Source organism: uncultured Pseudokineococcus sp. (genome assembly GCF_947495735.1).
Lineage (GTDB): Bacteria > Actinomycetota > Actinomycetes > Actinomycetales > Quadrisphaeraceae > Pseudokineococcus.
In genome coordinates this window covers 51,380-68,626 of sequence record NZ_CANMAA010000004.1, presented here as the reverse complement: position 1 = coordinate 68,626, position 17,247 = coordinate 51,380, and the positions used below count along the sequence as shown (strand labels likewise).

Here is a 17,247-nt window from a genome sequence, read left to right as displayed (position 1 = left end):
TGCGGCTCCCCGCCGATGGCACCAAGGTGGCCCCCGGTCCCGCTGGTCCGCCGGGCGGACCGCCCGCGCACGCCCGACGCCCCACGGACAGGAGCCCGCCGCCGTGACCACGCTCATCGTCCTGGGCGCGGGGGGAGACCTCACCTCGCGCCTCCTGCTGCCCGGCCTCGCCGACCTGCTCGTCAGCCACCACGGCGAGTCGCTGGACCTCCGGCTGGTGGGCGCCGACCGCGACGAGCACGACCAGCAGTGGTGGGTGGACCGCGTCCGGGAGGCGGCGCGCACGGCCGGGGCCGAGGGCCCGCAGGTCGAGCAGCTGCTGGGGACGACCCGCTACGCCGCCACCGACGTCGCCGCCGACGGCGACCTCGCCCGCCTGCTGGCCGAGTGCGCGCGGGACGGGGACGTCGTCTGCTACTTCGCGCTGCCGCCGTCGGTGACCGCAGCCGCCTGCCGCGCGCTGTCCCCGGAGGACGTGCCCGAGGGCACCCAGCTCGTCCTGGAGAAGCCCTTCGGCCACGACCAGGAGTCGGCGGCCGAGCTGAACGCCGTGCTGACCCGGCTCGTGCCCGAGAGCGACGTGCACCGGGTGGACCACTTCCTCGGCAAGTCCACGGTGCTGAACATCCTGGGGCTGCGCTTCGCCAACCGGCTCTTCGAGCCGCTGTGGAGCGCGACGCACGTCGAGCGGGTGGACGTCGTCTTCGACGAGGACCTCGGCCTCGCGGGGCGCGCGGGGTACTACGACCGCGCCGGCGCGCTCGCCGACATGGTCCAGAGCCACCTGCTGCAGCTGCTCGCGCTGCTGGCGATGGACCCGCCGGCGACCATCTCCGAGCGCGACCTGCGCGACCGCAAGGCCGAGGTGCTGCGGGCCACGCGCCTGTGGGACGTCGACGACCCGGCGTCGTGCAGCCGGCGCGCCCGGTGGACGGCGGGTCGCGTCGGCGACCTCGACCTCGGCGACTACGCGGACGAGCCGGGCGTCGACCCCGAGCGCGGGACCGAGACGCTGGCCGAGGTCGTCCTCGCGGTCGACACGTGGCGGTGGGCGGGCGTCCCCTTCCGGCTGCGGTCGGGCAAGGCGATGGGCCGGCGGCGCAAGGAGGCGGTCATCACCTTCAAGCACGTGCCGCACCTGCCCACGGGGCTGCTCGGCACGCCGTCCCCGACGCGCCTGCGCATCGGCTTCGGACCGGACGAGATCACCCTCGAGCTCGACCTCAACGGCCAGGACGACGCCTTCGGCCTGGAGCGCACCAGCCTCACCACGCAGCTGTCCCCGGGGGAGCTCACGGCCTACGGGCAGGTGCTCCTCGGGGTCCTGCGGGGGGACTCCACGCTCTCGGTCCGCGGCGACACCGCGGAGCAGTGCTGGCGCGTCGTGGAGCCGGTCGTGGAGGCGTGGCGCGAGGGGCGCGTGCCGCTCGAGACCTACCCGGCCGGTTCGGGGGGCCCTCGGGGCTCCGGGCTGCTGGAGGACGTCGACGCGCGCGAGTGCGTCGAGGACGCCCAGGCGCAGGCGCAGCGGGAGGCCGCCACCCACGAGATCGGCTCGACGGAGTAGGCCCCGGCGGCGCGGGTCGGCGTCGGCGGCGTCGGGCGGGGGCGGCCCCGCGGCCGCCGACCGGCGCTGTCGGGGGGCGCGCCTACCATCGGCGGGTGCAGTCAGAGCTCATCATCCGCGGCGCCCGCGAGCACAACCTCCGCGACGTCTCGATCGACCTGCCGCGCGACGCGATGGTGGTGTTCACGGGCCTCTCGGGCTCCGGCAAGTCCTCGCTCGCCTTCGACACGATCTTCGCCGAGGGCCAGCGCCGCTACGTGGAGTCGCTCTCGGCCTACGCCCGGCAGTTCCTCGGCCAGATGGACAAGCCCGACGTCGACTTCATCGAGGGGCTCTCGCCCGCGGTCTCGATCGACCAGAAGTCCACGAGCCGCAACCCCCGCTCCACCGTCGGCACCATCACCGAGGTCTACGACTACCTGCGCCTGCTGTGGGCCCGCGCCGGTCAGCCGCACTGCCCCGTGTGCGGCGAGCCCATCGGTCGCCAGACGCCACAGCAGGTCGTGGACCGCCTGCTCGAGATGCCCGAGGGCACCCGCTTCCAGGTGCTCGCCCCGGTGGTGCGCGGGCGCAAGGGCGAGTTCGTGGAGCTCTTCGCCGAGCTGCAGACCAAGGGCTTCTCGCGCGCGCGGGTGGACGGCGACGTCATCTCCCTCGCCACCCCGCCGCAGCTCGACAAGAAGTTCAAGCACGACATCGAGGTCGTCGTGGACCGCCTCGTGGTGCGGGAGGGGGCGAAGCGGCGGCTGACCGACTCGGTCGAGACGGCGCTCGGGCTGGCCGACGGCGTGCTGCTGGTGGACCTCGTCGACGCGGGGGAGGGCGAGCAGAAGGAGCGCCGCTTCTCGGAGCGGCTCGCCTGCCCCAACGAGCACCCGCTGTCCCTCGACGAGGTCGAGCCGCGCACCTTCTCCTTCAACGCCCCCTACGGCGCCTGCCCGGAGTGCACCGGCATCGGCACGCGGCTGGAGGTCGACCCCGAGCTGCTCGTGCCCGACGACGAGCTCACCCTCGCCGAGGGCGCCATCGCGCCCTGGGCCAGCGGCTCGGGGTCCGCGGACTACTTCCAGCGCGTCATGCGCGGGCTCTCCGACCAGCTCGGGTTCTCCATGGACACGCCCTGGCGGGCGCTGCCCAAGCGGGCGACGACGGCGCTGCTGCAGGGGCACGACCACGAGGTGCACGTGCGCTACCGCAACCGCTTCGGCCGCGAGCGCGCCTACTCCACGGGCTTCGAGGGCGTCGTGCCCTTCATCCGGCGGCGCCACGCGGAGACCGACTCGGAGTGGTCGCGCGAGCGCTACGAGGGCTACATGCGCGAGACCCCCTGCCCGGTCTGCAAGGGCACCCGCCTGCGGCCGGAGGTGCTGGCCGTCACGCTCGGGGGCCGCTCCATCGCGGACGTGTGCGCCCTGCCGATCGACGAGTGCGCCGCCTTCCTGGGGGCGCTCGAGCTCGGGGCGCGCGAGCGGCAGATCGCGGCGGCCGTCCTCAAGGAGATCAACGCCCGGCTGGGCTTCCTCCTCGACGTCGGGCTGGACTACCTCTCCCTCGACCGCGCGTCCGGGACGCTGTCGGGCGGGGAGGCCCAGCGCATCCGCCTGGCGACGCAGATCGGCTCGGGACTGGTGGGCGTGCTGTACGTCCTCGACGAGCCGAGCATCGGGCTGCACCAGCGCGACAACCGCCGCCTGATCGACACGCTCACGCGGCTGCGCGACCTCGGCAACACGCTGATCGTCGTCGAGCACGACGAGGACACCATCCGCGCCAGCGACTGGGTCGTGGACGTCGGCCCGGGCGCCGGCGAGCACGGCGGCCGCGTCGTCCACTCCGGCTCCGTGCAGGGCCTGCTCGACCACGAGACCTCGCTCACCGGCGGCTACCTCTCCGGGCGCCTGGCCATCCCCGTGCCCGAGGCGCGGCGGCCCCGCGACCGCTCGCGGCAGGTCGTCGTCAAGGGCGCCCGGCAGAACAACCTCCAGGGCGTGGACGTCGCGTTCCCGCTCGGGTGCTTCGTCGCGGTCACGGGCGTCTCCGGCTCGGGCAAGTCGACGCTGGTCAACGACATCCTCTACACGGTGATGGCCAACCAGCTCAACGGCGCCCGCCGGGTGCCGGGCCGCCACCGCACCGTCACGGGGCTGGACCAGCTCGACAAGGTCGTGCACGTCGACCAGAGCCCGATCGGCCGCACCCCGCGCTCGAACCCGGCCACGTACACCGGCGTCTGGGACCACGTGCGCAAGCTCTTCGCGACGACGACGGAGGCGAAGGTGCGCGGCTACCAGCCGGGCCGCTTCTCCTTCAACGTCAAGGGCGGTCGGTGCGAGAACTGCCAGGGCGACGGCACGATCAAGATCGAGATGAACTTCCTGCCCGACGTCTACGTGCCCTGCGAGGTCTGCCAGGGCGCCCGGTACAACCGCGAGACGCTCGAGGTGCACTTCAAGGGCAAGACGGTCTCCGACGTCCTGGAGATGCCGATCGAGGAGGCGGTGGACTTCTTCGCCGCGGTCCCCGCCATCGCGCGGCACCTGCGGACCCTCGTCGACGTCGGGCTCGGGTACGTGCGGCTCGGCCAGAGCGCGCCGACGCTCTCCGGCGGCGAGGCGCAGCGCGTCAAGCTCGCCTCCGAGCTCCAGAAGCGCTCGTCGGGACGCACGGTCTACGTGCTCGACGAGCCGACGACGGGTCTGCACTTCGAGGACATCCGCAAGCTCCTGGGCGTGCTGCAGGGCCTGGTGGACAAGGGCAACACCGTCCTGGTCATCGAGCACAACCTCGACGTCATCAAGAACGCCGACTGGGTCGTGGACATGGGCCCCGAGGGCGGGGGCGGGGGCGGGCGCGTGGTCGCGGAGGGCACGCCGGAGCAGGTGGCCCGGGTGGCCGAGAGCCACACCGGGCACTTCCTCGCCGACGCCCTCGGCGTGCCGCGCGGGGAGTCCGCCCCGGCGCTCCCGCCGTCGCCGCGACGCCAGGAGGCCGCCGCGACCGCCTGACCGGGCGCGCCCAGAGCGGTGCGCACCCGGTCCAGGGCGCGCCCGGTCCGGGGCGCGCCCGGTCCCGAGCGCACCGGGACCGGAGCACACCGGGACCGGAGCACACCGGGACCGGAGCGCACCCGAAGCGCCGACCACCGGGGGAGCCCGGGCCCGCGTGCGGGCGAGCCGGACGGCCTGCGTCCCGAGCGTCCGGCGTCCCCGGACGGCTGGCAGTCCGGACGGCTGGCCGTCCGGGCGCTTGGCCCGTCCGGAGGGCTGGCGCGCCCTGACGGCTGGCGTGCCCGGACGGATGGTGCGCCCGACGAGCACGGCCACCGCGCCCCGGGGCGCCTCAAGGTGCGCGGTGCTGCCGCCGACGAGCCCAGGGTGAGGACTCCGCCGACGCGTGCCCCCGCTCCTGCGGGCCGGGGGCCGGTCGCCGTCGCGCTGCTCGTGGGCCTCGCCTGCGCGGCCGTCGTCGTGGCCACCGCCGCGGTCGAACCCGGCGCCGCTCCCCTCACCGCGTCGTTCGTCGTGGCCGTGTCGGGGCTCGCGGGCGGCGCGCTCGTCCTGGCGCGGCGCGGGCCGCGGGCGGCGCGCTCGTGCCGGCGGTGGTTCGCCCTGACCGCGATCGCCTGGTGCGGCGGGGAGCTGGTGAGCGCCCTGGTGGACGTCGTGCTCGCGGGCCCGCCGCCGCGCCCCAACGTCGGGGACGCGCTGAGCCTGTGCGCCGGGCCGCTCGCGCTGCTCGGCGTCCTGGCGCTGCCGCGTCCCACCGGGCGCGGCGGGGCCCTGCGCACCCTCGCGGTCGACGCGGTCGTCCTCGCGCTGGGGCTCGCCGTGGCCGTCTGGATGACGGTCTTCCCGGTCGGCGGGCCGCCCCTGCTGGTCCTCTTCTGCGTCGGCGTGCTGCTCCTGTACCTGCTGCTCTGCAGCCTGATCGCCCAGGTCGCGATGGTGGGCCGGGACCCCGGCGTCCTCGTCGTGCTGGTCGGGCTGGTCACGCTCGCGGTGGGCGACCTCGCGGTCACGCGGGAGCTCGTCGCCGGTGCGGCCGTCTGGGACTGGCGGCTGGCCGCCGTCCAGTGCCTGGTCTGGCCGGTCATCCTGGGCGGGGTGGACGGGATCGGGCGCGGGCGCCCGCTCGGGCGCTGCGGCGCGACCACGGACGAGGGGGAGACCTACGCCACCGTGGTGACCACGGCTGCCGTCTACGTCGTCTGGCTCGTCGCCCTGGCCGCCTTCGCGACGACCGGTGCCGGCAGCTCCGTCGCGGCCGTGCTCGGCGTCCTCGCCATCGCCAGCGCCGGCCTGCGGGAGGTGCTGCGCCTGCGGGCCCGCGTGGCCGTCCTCCGACGCCTGTCGCAGGAGAGCCGCCACGACCCCCTGACGGGCCTCGGCAACGCCCGCGCCCTGGCCGAGCGCCTCGCCCCGGTCACCGAGGGCGGCGCCCCGGCCTCGCTCGTGCTGCTCGACCTCGACGGCTTCGGCGAGGTCGACGAGCGGCTCGGGCGCACGGCGTCCGACGTCCTGCTGGCCCGGGTGGCGGAGGGGCTCGCCGACCGCTTCGGCGAGCCCCGCACGCACCGCACGGGGGGTGACGAGCTGGTCCTGCTGTGCGCCTGCGGGCCCGAGGCGGCGCAGGCCGTGGCCGAGGAGGCGCGCGCGCTCGTGGCCACCACCTCGGCGGCGGCCGGGGTGCGGCTCGTCGCCAGCGCCGGGGTCTCCGGCGTGGACGCCGGCGCCTCCACCGCGGTCCCCCGGCCGCTGGAGCTGCTCGCCGAGGCGGCGACGGCCGTCAGCGCGGCCAAGCGCGCCGGGGGAGACCGGACCGCGCTCTTCCGCGGGGAGGTGGCCGAGCGGGTGCGCCGGCGGGCGCTGGTGGAGCGGCGGCTGCGCTCGGCCCTCGCCGCGGCCGACCTGCACGTGGAGCTGCAGCCGGTCGTGCACCTGTCCTCCGGCCGGCTCCGCGGCTTCGAGGTGCTCTCCCGCTGGCAGGACGACGTGCTCGGCGGCGTCCGTCCGGACGAGTTCGTCGAGGTGGCCGAGGCGAGCGGGCTCGTGAGCGGCGTGGGCCTCTCGGCCCTGCGCGGGGGGCTGGCCGCCTTCGCCGCGGCGGGAGCCGCCGAGCGGGGGCTGACGCTCTCGGTGAACGCCTCGCCGGTCGAGCTGCGCGACCCCGGCTACCCCGCGCAGGTCGCCGCCGAGCTGGCCGCGGCGGGCGTGCCCGCGTCGGCGCTCGTCGTCGAGGTCACCGAGAGCGTCCTGGTCGCCGAGCAGGACCCGGCCCTCGCCAGCATGGCCGCCCTGCGCGCGGCCGGGTGCCGGATCGCCGTCGACGACGTCGGGTCCGGCTACGCCTCGCTCACCTACCTCGCGCGGCTGCCGGTGGACGTCGTGAAGGTCGACCGCTCGCTCGTCGTGGCGCTGGACGAGCCGCGCACCGCCCGGGTGCTCGACGCCCTCGTGAGCCTGAGCCGGTCCCTCGGCCTGGTCGTGCTCGCCGAGGGGGTCGAGGAGGACTGGCAGGTCGACCCGCTCGTCCGCGCCGGCGCCACCCTGGGCCAGGGGTGGCTCTGGTGGCCGGCCCTGCCCGCCCGGGACGTGCCGGCGCTGGTGCGGGCGGACGCCGTGGCGCACCCCGGCCCGCCGCCGCTCGAGGTGCTCGGCCGTCCTGCCGCCCTGCCGGCGGCGGACGTCCCCGCAGCACCCGACCCCGAGGCCGCCGCCCCGGAGGCCGCGCGCCGCGAGACGGGGGCGGACGGACCGGGACTGCCCGCGCAGCGGGTCGCCGACCGGGTACGCGGCGGCGCCGCCCCGCGCTGAGGGCCGGGGCCCCGGGCGTCCGGAGGTGTCAGCGGGCCGACCTACGCTGGAGCCGTGGCCGACCCGTCCTCCTACCGCCCGAAGCCCGGGGAGGTCCCGGACTCCCCGGGCGTGTACCGCTTCCGCGACGCGCACGGCCGCGTCATCTACGTCGGCAAGGCGCGCAGCCTGCGCCAGCGGCTCGCGTCGTACTTCCAGGACGTGGCGAACCTGCACCCGCGCACGCAGACGATGGTCACGACGGCCGCGTCCGTGGAGTGGACGACGGTCTCGACCGAGGTCGAGTCGCTGCAGCTGGAGTACTCCTGGATCAAGGAGTACGACCCGCGCTTCAACGTCAAGTACCGCGACGACAAGTCCTACCCGTACCTGGCCATCACGATGGGCGAGGCCGTCCCGCGGGTCCAGGTGATGCGGGGGAGCAAGCGCAAGGGCACCCGGTACTTCGGCCCGTACACGCACGCCTGGGCCATCCGCGAGACCGTCGACCTGCTGCTGCGCGTCTTCCCGATCCGCAGCTGCTCGGCAGGGGTCCTGCGCCGCGCGGCGCAGGTCGGGCGCCCCTGCCTGCTCGGCTACATCGGCAAGTGCTCCGCCCCGTGCGTGGGGCGCATCAGCGAGGACGACCACCGGGCCCTCGCCGAGGACTTCGCCTCGTTCATGGCGGGCGACGCGAGCCGGTTCGTGCGCCGCATCGAGGCGGAGATGCGCGAGGCGTCGCAGGACCTGGACTTCGAGCGCGCGGCGCGCCGCCGGGACGACCTCGGGGCCCTGCGGCGGGCGCTGGAGAAGAGCGCCGTCGTCCTCCCCGACGCCACGGACGCCGACGTCTTCGCGCTCGCCGAGGACGAGCTCGAGGCCGCCGTCCAGGTCTTCCACGTGCGCGGGGGGCGCATCCGCGGCCAGCGCGGCTGGGTCGTGGAGAAGGTCGAGGACGTCACCACCGCGGGGCTGGTGCAGCACCTGCTCCAGCAGGTCTACGGCGACGCCGACGCGACCGCGGACGCGGCCGCCGGCGGCGAGGGCGAGACCGGTTCCGGAGCGCCCACCGGCGCCGTGCCGCGGGAGGTCCTCGTGCCCGTGGAGCCCACCGACGCCGACCAGGTGACGGCCTGGCTCTCCGGGCTGCGGGGGTCGGCCGTCGACGTCCGCGTGCCCCAGCGCGGCGACAAGCGCGCCCTGCTCGAGACCGTCGCCAAGAACGCGTCGCAGGCGCTGGCCCTGCACAAGACCCGCCGGGGAGGCGACCTCACCTCGCGCAGCCTCGCCCTCCAGGAGCTGCAGGAGGCGCTCGGCCTGTCCGACGCCCCCCTGCGCGTGGAGTGCTACGACGTCTCCAACCTCCAGGGCACCGAGGTGGTGGCGTCCATGGTCGTCTTCGAGGACGGCCTGCCCCGCAAGGGCGAGTACCGCCGCTTCGCGGTGCGCGGGGAGTCGGTGCGCGCCGGTGACGCCCAGAACGACACGGCGGCGATCCACGAGGTGATGCTGCGCCGGTTCCGGCGGCACGTCGCCGACGGCGGGCGGGGCGCGGGCTCCCCGGCGGAGGAGCCGGTGGTAGCCGGTGAGGTCGTCGCGGGTGAGGTCGTCGCGGGTGAGGTGGTGGCGGGTGGGGTCGTGGCGGACGGCGCGCCCGCGCACCAGCCCGTGGACCCGGACACCGGCCGGCCGCGCCGCTTCGCCTACCCGCCCCAGCTCGTCGTCGTCGACGGCGGGGAGCCGCAGGTGGCCGCGGCCGCCCGGGCGCTGGAGGAGCTCGGCGTCACCGACGTCGCCCTGTGCGGCCTCGCGAAGCGGCTGGAGGAGGTGTGGCTGCCGGGGGAGGAGTTCCCGGTGGTGCTGCCCCGCCAGAGCGAGGGGCTGTACCTGCTGCAGCGCGTGCGCGACGAGGCCCACCGCTTCGCCATCACCTACCACCGGCAGCGCCGCAGCTCCTCGATGACGCGCAGCGCCCTCGACGACGTGCCGGGCCTCGGACCCGCGCGGCGGACGGCGCTGCTCAAGCGCTTCGGCTCGCTGAAGCGCCTGCGCGACGCGACGGTCGAGGAGGTCTGCGAGGTCCCCGGGGTGGGGCCCGCAACGGCTCGCGCCGTCCTGGACGCCCTCGCGCCGGCGCAGCGCGTGCCCGCCGGGGGGCCGCCGGAGCCTCGCGAGAGCGCCGACGAGGCGCCGCTGCGCGTCAACACGGCCACCGGCGAGCTGCTCGACGACTGAGCGCGCCGGGAGGGCCCGACGAGGGAGCCCCACCAGGGGCGGGGGCGAGCCGGCCGCTGCGCGGGACGGGCGTCGACGGCGCCGCGCGGCGCTGGGAGGATCCCCGCGTGGACGCGCAGCCCCCGCCCCCCGACGACGCCCGGCACCTCCCCGACGAGGCACGCGAGGAGGGATCGGACGGCCACCGCACCGGCCCGTGGGGGAACCTCGAGGAGACCGGCGAGGTGCCCGTCGTGGTGGGGGGCGACCCGCCCGGCTGGTCGCTCGCCTCGCAGGAGCGGCCCCGGTCCAGCGCGGACGCGGGACCGGCGGCCGGGTCCGCAGGGGGACCCGGCGCGGGCCAGGTGCCGGTGCCCGCGGCGGGCCCGGCGCCGGGGGACGACCCGGTCGAGGAGACGGGGGAGGGGCCGCCGCCCGGGGCGCGCGGCGGGAGCACCGAGGTGGTCGTCATCACGGGCATGTCCGGGGCCGGCAGGTCGACGGTCGCCGACCGGCTGGAGGACCTCGGCTGGTACGTCGTCGACAACCTGCCGCCGCAGATGCTCGGCGCGCTGGCGGGGCTCGCCGCGCGGGCGCGCCGGGGCCTGCCCCGGGTGGCGGTCGTCCTCGACGTCCGCGGCCAGGAGTTCTTCCCCGAGGTGCAGTCCGCCCTCGGCGAGCTGCGCGACCGGGGCGTCGTCGTCCGCGTGCTGTTCCTCGAGGCCTCCGACGAGGCGCTCGTGCGGCGCTTCGAGTCGGTGCGCCGCCCCCACCCCCTGCAGGCGGACGGGCGGATCCTCGACGGCATCCGCCGCGAGCGGGAGCTCGTCGCCGCCCTGCGCGGCGGGGCCGACGTGCTCGTGGACACGAGCGTCCTCAACGTCCACGAGCTGGGCGCCCGCGTCGGGGAGCTGTTCGGGGACTCGGCGCGGCCCCGGCTGCGGCTCACCGTCATGTCCTTCGGCTTCAAGTACGGCATCCCCGTCGACGCCGACCACGTCACCGACGTGCGGTTCCTGCCGAACCCGTACTGGGACCCCTCCCTGCGCGCGAGCACGGGGCGCGACGACCTCGTGCGGGACTTCGTGCTGCGCCAGGAGGGCGCGCTGGAGTGGCTGGAGCGCTACGCGGCCTCGCTGGAGCCCGTCGTGGCCGGCTACCGGCGCGAGCACCGCGGCTTCGCCACGGTCGCCGTGGGCTGCACCGGGGGCAAGCACCGGTCGGTGGCCCTCAGCGAGCAGCTGGCGCAGCGCCTCTCGGGGGCCGACGTCCGCGCCCGGGTGGTCCACCGCGACCTGGGGCGCGAGTGAGCGCCCCGGCCACCGGCTCGCTGCCGGTCCTCGGCCCCACCGCGACGCCGGGGGGCCTGCCCCGGGGCGCCGCCGGAGGAGCGGCACGGCCGTCGGTGGTGGCCCTGGGCGGGGGGCACGGGCTGTCGGCGTCGCTGTCCGCCCTGCGCCACCTGACCGACCGCCTCACCGCCGTGGTGACGGTGGCCGACGACGGCGGCTCGAGCGGCAGGCTCCGGCAGGAGCTGGGGGTGCTCCCGCCGGGCGACCTGCGCATGGCCCTCGCCGCGCTCTGCGACGACGCCGACTGGGGCCGGACGTGGGCCGACGTCGTCCAGCACCGCTTCGGCGGCGAGGGCGAGCTCGGGGGGCACGCGGTCGGCAACCTGCTCATCGTCGCGCTGTGGGAGCTGCTGGACGACCAGGTCGCGGGGCTCGACTGGGTGGCCCACCTGCTCGGCGCCCGGGGCCGCGTGCTGCCGATGTCGCTCGTGCCCCTGGACGTCGAGGGCGACGTGCGACCCGTGGACGGCGACGGCCCCGCGCGGGTCGTGCGGGGCCAGGTGGCCCTGGCCACCGCGTCGGGCCGCATCGGCTCCGTCCGCCTGCAGCCCCCGGACCCGCCGGCGTGCCCGGAGGCGGTCGAGGCGGTCCTGGAGGCCGACTGGGTCGTGCTCGGCCCCGGCTCCTGGTTCACCAGCGTCCTCCCGCACCTGTGCGTGCCGGAGCTGGCGTCGGCGCTCACGACGACGACGGCGCGCCGCTGCGTCGTGCTCAACCTCACCTCCTCCCAGCAGGAGACCGCGGGTCTCACCGCCGCCGACCACCTGCGCGCCCTGGCGGCCCACGCCCCCGACCTGGGCGTGGACGCGGTCGTGGCGGACCCGCGCGCCGTCGGCGACCCCGAGCCCCTCGAGCGCCTGTGCGCCGACCTGGGGGCGCAGCTGCTGCTGCGCCGCGTCGCCCGCTCGCGGCGGGACGACGCGCACGACCCCCTGCGCCTGGCCGCCGCCTTCCGCGACGCCTTCGAGGGCCCGGCGACGACCGGCCGGCCCTAGCCGGGCGGCCGCGGCCGGGCGGCTCCCGGCTGCCCGCCGCGCGTGCCGGCGGACCGCGCGGCGGTGGGAGGATGGCGGCATGGCACTGACGGCCCAGGTCAAGGACGAGCTCAGCCGCCTCCCCGTCACGCGCTCGTGCGACCGCAAGGCCGAGACCTCGGCGATGCTGCGCTTCGCCGGAGGCCTGCACATCGTCTCCGGGCACGTGGTCGTGGAGGCCGAGCTCGACACGGGAGCCGCCGCGCGGCGGCTGCGCAAGGACATCACCGAGGTCTTCGGGGCCTCCTGCGACGTCGTCGTCCTGTCGCCCGGCGGGCTGCGCCGCGGCACCCGGTACGTCGTGCGCGTGGTCCGGGAGGGCGAGGCCCTCGCGCGGCAGACGGGCCTGCTCGACGGCCGCGGGCGCCCCGTGCGGGGGCTGCCGCCCCAGGTGGTCGGCGGCGCCGCCTGCTGCGCGGAGGCGGCCTGGCGCGGGGCCTTCCTGGCGCACGGGTCGCTCACCGAGCCGGGCCGCAGCTCCTCCCTGGAGATCACGTGCCCCGGACCCGAGGCCGCGCTGGCGCTCGTGGGCAGCGCCCGGCGCCTCGGCATCACGGCGAAGGCGCGCGAGGTGCGCGGCGTCGACCGCGTCGTCCTGCGCGACGGCGACGCCATCGGCGCCCTGCTCACCCGGCTCGGGGCCCACGACGCCGTCATGGTGTGGGAGGAGCGCCGGATGCGGCGCGAGGTGCGCGCCACGGCCAACCGCCTCGCCAACTTCGACGACGCCAACCTGCGGCGCTCGGCCCGCGCGGCCGTGGCGGCCGGCGCCCGCGTCGAGCGGGCGCTGGAGATCCTCGGCGAGGACGTGCCCGAGCACCTGCTCGTGGCCGGGCGCCTGCGGACCGAGCACCGCCAGGCCTCGCTCGAGGAGCTCGGGGCCATGGCCGACCCCGTCATGACCAAGGACGCGGTCGCGGGCCGCATCCGCCGCCTGCTCGCGATGGCCGACCGCCGCGCCACCGAGCTGGGCGTCCCGGGCACCGAGGCCAGCCTCACGCCCGACATGCTCGAGGCCTGACTCCCACGACCCCCGTCTCGGATGTGACCCGCGTCACACCGGGCGGTGGGTCGCCGCGTCCGCGCACCGGCCCATCCCCTAGGGTCGGAGGCGGAACCCAGCGACCCAGCAGGCAGACCAGCACGACCGTCGGCCCGCCCTCTGCGGGCCCCACCGACCCCAGGGAGACCTGACGTGACCATCCGCGTGGGCATCAACGGCTTCGGCCGCATCGGCCGCAACTTCTTCCGGGCCGCCATGGCCTCGGGCACCGACATCGAGGTCGTCGGCGTGAACGACCTCGCCGACAACAAGTCCCTGGCGCACCTGCTCAAGTTCGACTCCGTCCTCGGCGTGATGGCCGAGGACGTGACGGCGGACGAGCAGGGCATCACCGTGGGCGGCAAGCACGTCCGCGTGCTGTCCGAGCGCAACCCGGGCGACCTGCCCTGGGGCGAGCTCGGCGCCGACATCGTCGTCGAGTCGACGGGCCTGTTCACCGCGGCGTCCAAGGCGCGCGCCCACGTCGAGGCCGGCGCGAAGAAGGTCATCATCTCGGCGCCGGCGTCCGACGAGGACCTCACCGTCGTCATGGGCGTCAACGACGACCAGTACGACGCCGACAAGCACACGATCATCTCGAACGCGTCCTGCACGACGAACTGCCTCGCGCCGATGGCCAAGGCCATCCACGACGCGTTCGGCATCAAGCAGGGCCTCATGACGACGATCCACGCCTACACGGCCGACCAGAACCTCCAGGACGGCCCGCACAAGGACCTGCGCCGCGCCCGCGCCGCGGCGCTGAACATCGTCCCGACCTCCACGGGCGCCGCGAAGGCCATCGGCCTCGTCATGCCCGAGCTCAAGGGCCGCCTCGACGGGTACGCCCTCCGCGTGCCGGTGCCGGTGGGCTCGGCGACCGACCTCACGGTCACGGTCGGCCGCGAGACCACGGTCGACGAGGTCAACGCCGCCGTGCAGGCCGCCGCCGACGGCAGGTTCCTCAAGTACTCCACCGACCCGCTGGTGTCCACCGACATCACCCAGGACCCCGCCTCCTGCATCTTCGACTCGGGCCTGACCAAGGTGATCGGCGACCAGGTCAAGGTCGTCGGCTGGTACGACAACGAGTGGGGCTACTCCAACCGCCTCGTCGACCTCGTCGACCTGGTCGGCTCCAGCCTGTGAGGTCGCTCGACGAGCTCGCCGCGCAGGTCGACGGCCTGCGCGGCAAGCGCGTCCTGGTCCGCAGCGACCTCAACGTGCCCCTCGACGGGCCCGACGACGCGCGGCGGATCACCGACGACGGGCGCATCCGCGCCTCCCTGCCGACGTGGCGGCAGCTGCTCGACCAGGGCGCCCGCGTGGTCGTGTGCGCCCACCTTGGCCGCCCGAAGGGCGCTCCGGAGGCCAAGTACTCCCTCGCCCCGGTGGCCGAGCGGGTGCGCGAGCTGCTCCCCGGCGTGACGGTGCGCTTCGCCACCGACACCACGGGGGAGTCGGCGCGCGCCGAGGCCGACGCCCTGGAGGACGGGCAGCTGCTGCTGCTGGAGAACCTGCGGTTCTCGGCGGCGGAGACCTCGAAGGACGACGACGAGCGCGGGCGCTTCGCCCGCGACCTGGCCGACGCGGCCAGCGCCTACGTCGGCGACGGCTTCGGCGCGGTGCACCGCAAGCACGCCTCGGTGTACGACGTGCCGCAGCACCTGCCGGCGGCCGCCGGCGGCCTCGTGCTCGCCGAGGTGGAGGTGCTGCAGCGCCTGACCACTGAGCCCGCGCGCCCCTACGTCGTCGTCCTCGGCGGCTCCAAGGTCTCCGACAAGCTCGGGGTGATCGAGGCGCTGCTCGGGCGGGCCGACCGCATCCTCGTCGGCGGCGGGATGGTCTTCACCTTCCTCGCCGCCCAGGGGCACGACGTCGGCTCCAGCCTCCTGGAGGCCGACCAGCTGGAGACCGTGCGCGGCTACCTCGCGACGGCCGCCGAGCGCGGCGTGGACGTCGTCCTGCCGACGGACGTCGTCGCGGCGACGGCCTTCTCCGCGGACGCCGAGCACGACGTCGTCGCGGCGGACGCCATCCCGTCCGACCGCATGGGCCTCGACATCGGTCCCGAGTCGTCGGCGGCCTTCGCGGCCGCGCTCGCGGACGCGGGCACGGTCTTCTGGAACGGCCCGATGGGCGTCTTCGAGATGGAGCCGTACGCGGCGGGGACCCGCGCCGTGGCCGAGGCCATCGCGGGCTCGGACGCCTTCTCGGTGGTCGGGGGCGGCGACTCCGCCGCCGCCGTCCGCGCGCTCGGCCTGTCCGAGGAGGACTTCGGGCACATCTCGACCGGCGGGGGGGCGAGCCTGGAGTACCTCCAGGGCGAGGCGCTCCCCGGCCTGCAGGCTCTGGAGGGCTGAGGCGATGGCGAGCACGGCACGGACCCCGCTCATGGCGGGCAACTGGAAGATGAACCTGGACCACCTCCAGGCGGCGTCCACGCTGCAGAAGCTCGCGTGGACCCTGCAGGACGCCAAGCACGACCCGGCCTCCGTCGAGGTCGTCGTCCTCCCGCCGTTCACGGATCTGCGCACGGTGCAGACGCTCGTGGACGGCGACCGGCTGGACCTGCGCTACGGCGCCCAGGACCTCTCGCCGCACGACAGCGGCGCCCGGACCGGCGACGTGTCCGGCGCCATGCTGGCGCGCCTCGGCTGCACCTACGTCGCGGTGGGCCACAGCGAGCGGCGCGAGGGCCACGGCGAGACCGACGAGGTGGTCGCCGCCAAGGCGGCAGCCGCCCTGCGGCACGGCATCACGCCGGTCGTCTGCGTCGGCGAGGGGCTCGACGTCCGGCAGGCCGGTCGCCAGGTCGAGCACGTCCTGGCCCAGGTGGACGGCTCGCTGGCCGGGCTGGACGCCGCGGCCGTGGCCGGCCTCGTGGTCGCCTACGAGCCCGTGTGGGCCATCGGCACCGGCGAGGTGGCGACCCCCGCCGACGCCCAGGAGGTGTGCGGGGCGATCCGCGCCCGCCTCCGGGAGGTGCACGGCGACGCCGCCGCCGACGGCGTGCGGGTCCTGTACGGCGGCTCGGTGAAGCCGAGCAACGTCGCGGCCGTCATGGCCGAGGCCGACGTCGACGGCGCCCTGGTGGGCGGCGCGAGCCTCGACCCCGGCGACTTCGCCGCGATCGTGCGCTACCAGCACCACCACGGCGGCCGCTGAGCCGTCCTCGCGGGGGCGTGGCGCAGCGCGTGCTGCGCCACGCCCCCGTCCGACGTCCGGGGGAGTGGGACGTCCGGGGGAGTGGGACGTCCGGGGGACCCGCGCGGACGCGGCCCGCGGACGCCGTCCGGGGTCTGGCCGCCGCGACCGCCCGTCGCGGGCCCGGGAGGCACCGGGAGTCCCGTACCCTGGGCCCTTCCGCGGGTGCCCGCGCCCCGAGGCGCCGAGACCCGCCGCACCGCTGGTACGCCGACCACAGACCGCCGCCGCCGCGCGCCGGGCACCACCTGCGAGGAGAACCGCCGTGATCGACGTCCTGAGGGTCGTGCTGCTGGTCCTCCTCGGCATCACCGGTCTCTTCCAAGTCCTCCTGGTGCTGCTGCACAAGGGCAAGGGCGGGGGCCTGTCGGACATGTTCGGCGGCGGGATGTCCGCGAGCGTCGGCAGCTCCGGCGTCGCCGAGCGCAACCTCAACCGCCTGACCATCGGCATGGCCCTCCTGTGGGCCGCCGTGGTGATCCTGCTGGGCCTCGTGGAGCGCTTCGACCCCAGCACCTGACCCGCCTCCCGGCGCGGCCGGGGAGCACCGCCGGCCTCCTGGCCGGCTCGCACGGACCAGTGGACGAGCGCGCCCGCAGCGGCGCAGCGAAGGAGGAGGGCCAGGTGGCAGGAGGGAACGCGATCCGGGGCAGCCGGGTCGGTGCCGGACCGATGGGCGAGGCCGAGCGGGGTGACAGCGCCCCCCGCGTCGTCATCTCGTACTGGTGCGCCAACGAGCACGAGACGCGCCCGAGCTTCGCCCAGGACTCCGGTGCGCCGGTCCCGGAGACGTGGGACTGCCCGCGCTGCGGCTTCCCCGCCGGCCAGGACCGCGCGAACCCCCCGCAGCCGATGCGCAACGAGCCCTACAAGACGCACCTGGCCTACGTGAAGGAGCGGCGCAACGACGCCGACGGCGCGGCCATCCTCGAGGAGGCGCTCGAGTCGCTGCGGGCCCGGCGGCTCGTGCCCTGATCGACCTGACGTGATCGTCGACCGGACGTGCTGACCGACCGCTCGTCCTAGGCCGACGCAGAAG

The 17,247-nt window shown here is 76.0% G+C and carries 12 protein-coding genes; all 12 read left to right on the top strand.

Going from position 1 to position 17,247, the window contains the following annotated elements; translation table 11 throughout:
- The first annotated feature begins 103 nt into the window (after window positions 1-103).
- The 12 genes from Q0848_RS07685 (at window position 104) to Q0848_RS07630 (ending at window position 17,183) form a co-directional block, all read left to right on the top strand.
- Window positions 104-1,567, top strand: a complete 1,464-nt coding sequence (locus tag Q0848_RS07685) for a glucose-6-phosphate dehydrogenase (protein WP_299036507.1) — start codon at window positions 104-106, stop codon at window positions 1,565-1,567.
- A gap of 95 nt (window positions 1,568-1,662) precedes the next feature.
- A complete protein-coding gene (gene uvrA / locus Q0848_RS07680; protein ID WP_299036506.1) occupies window positions 1,663-4,572 on the top strand; it encodes an excinuclease ABC subunit UvrA in 2,910 nt (969 codons plus the stop codon).
- Between the two features lie 369 nt (window positions 4,573-4,941).
- The gene (locus Q0848_RS07675) at window positions 4,942-7,380 is read left to right on the top strand and encodes a bifunctional diguanylate cyclase/phosphodiesterase (RefSeq protein WP_299036505.1); all 2,439 of its coding nucleotides are present in this window, start codon (window positions 4,942-4,944) and stop codon (window positions 7,378-7,380) included.
- A gap of 54 nt (window positions 7,381-7,434) precedes the next feature.
- Entirely contained in the window at window positions 7,435-9,594 is a 2,160-nt protein-coding gene (gene uvrC, locus Q0848_RS07670) for an excinuclease ABC subunit UvrC (RefSeq protein ID WP_299036504.1), read from the top strand.
- 440 nt (window positions 9,595-10,034) lie between these two features.
- Window positions 10,035-10,883, top strand: coding sequence for an RNase adapter RapZ (gene rapZ, locus Q0848_RS07665; RefSeq protein ID WP_366146482.1), 849 nt, complete (start codon window positions 10,035-10,037; stop codon window positions 10,881-10,883).
- Between the two features lie 56 nt (window positions 10,884-10,939).
- On the top strand, window positions 10,940-11,920 hold the full coding sequence (gene yvcK / locus Q0848_RS07660; RefSeq protein WP_366146481.1) for a uridine diphosphate-N-acetylglucosamine-binding protein YvcK: 981 nt from the start codon (window positions 10,940-10,942) through the stop codon (window positions 11,918-11,920).
- A 79-nt stretch (window positions 11,921-11,999) separates the two neighbouring features.
- Window positions 12,000-12,980 (top strand): DNA-binding protein WhiA, encoded by a 981-nt coding sequence (whiA, locus tag Q0848_RS07655; RefSeq protein WP_299036501.1) that lies wholly within the window; start codon window positions 12,000-12,002, stop codon window positions 12,978-12,980.
- Window positions 12,981-13,154: 174 nt separating this feature from the next.
- A complete protein-coding gene (gene gap, locus Q0848_RS07650; protein WP_299036500.1) occupies window positions 13,155-14,150 on the top strand; it encodes a type I glyceraldehyde-3-phosphate dehydrogenase in 996 nt (331 codons plus the stop codon).
- The gene (locus tag Q0848_RS07645) at window positions 14,147-15,364 is read left to right on the top strand and encodes a phosphoglycerate kinase (RefSeq protein ID WP_299036499.1); all 1,218 of its coding nucleotides are present in this window, start codon (window positions 14,147-14,149) and stop codon (window positions 15,362-15,364) included. The genes gap and Q0848_RS07645 overlap by 4 nt, the downstream gene beginning before the upstream one ends.
- A 4-nt stretch (window positions 15,365-15,368) precedes the next feature.
- The gene (gene tpiA / locus Q0848_RS07640) at window positions 15,369-16,169 is read left to right on the top strand and encodes a triose-phosphate isomerase (protein ID WP_299036498.1); all 801 of its coding nucleotides are present in this window, start codon (window positions 15,369-15,371) and stop codon (window positions 16,167-16,169) included.
- Between the two features lie 307 nt (window positions 16,170-16,476).
- Window positions 16,477-16,728, top strand: a complete 252-nt coding sequence (gene secG / locus Q0848_RS07635; protein ID WP_366146480.1) for a preprotein translocase subunit SecG — start codon at window positions 16,477-16,479, stop codon at window positions 16,726-16,728.
- 104 nt (window positions 16,729-16,832) lie between these two features.
- The gene (locus Q0848_RS07630; RefSeq protein ID WP_299036496.1) at window positions 16,833-17,183 is read left to right on the top strand and encodes an RNA polymerase-binding protein RbpA; all 351 of its coding nucleotides are present in this window, start codon (window positions 16,833-16,835) and stop codon (window positions 17,181-17,183) included.
- Window positions 17,184-17,247 lie beyond the last annotated feature (64 nt).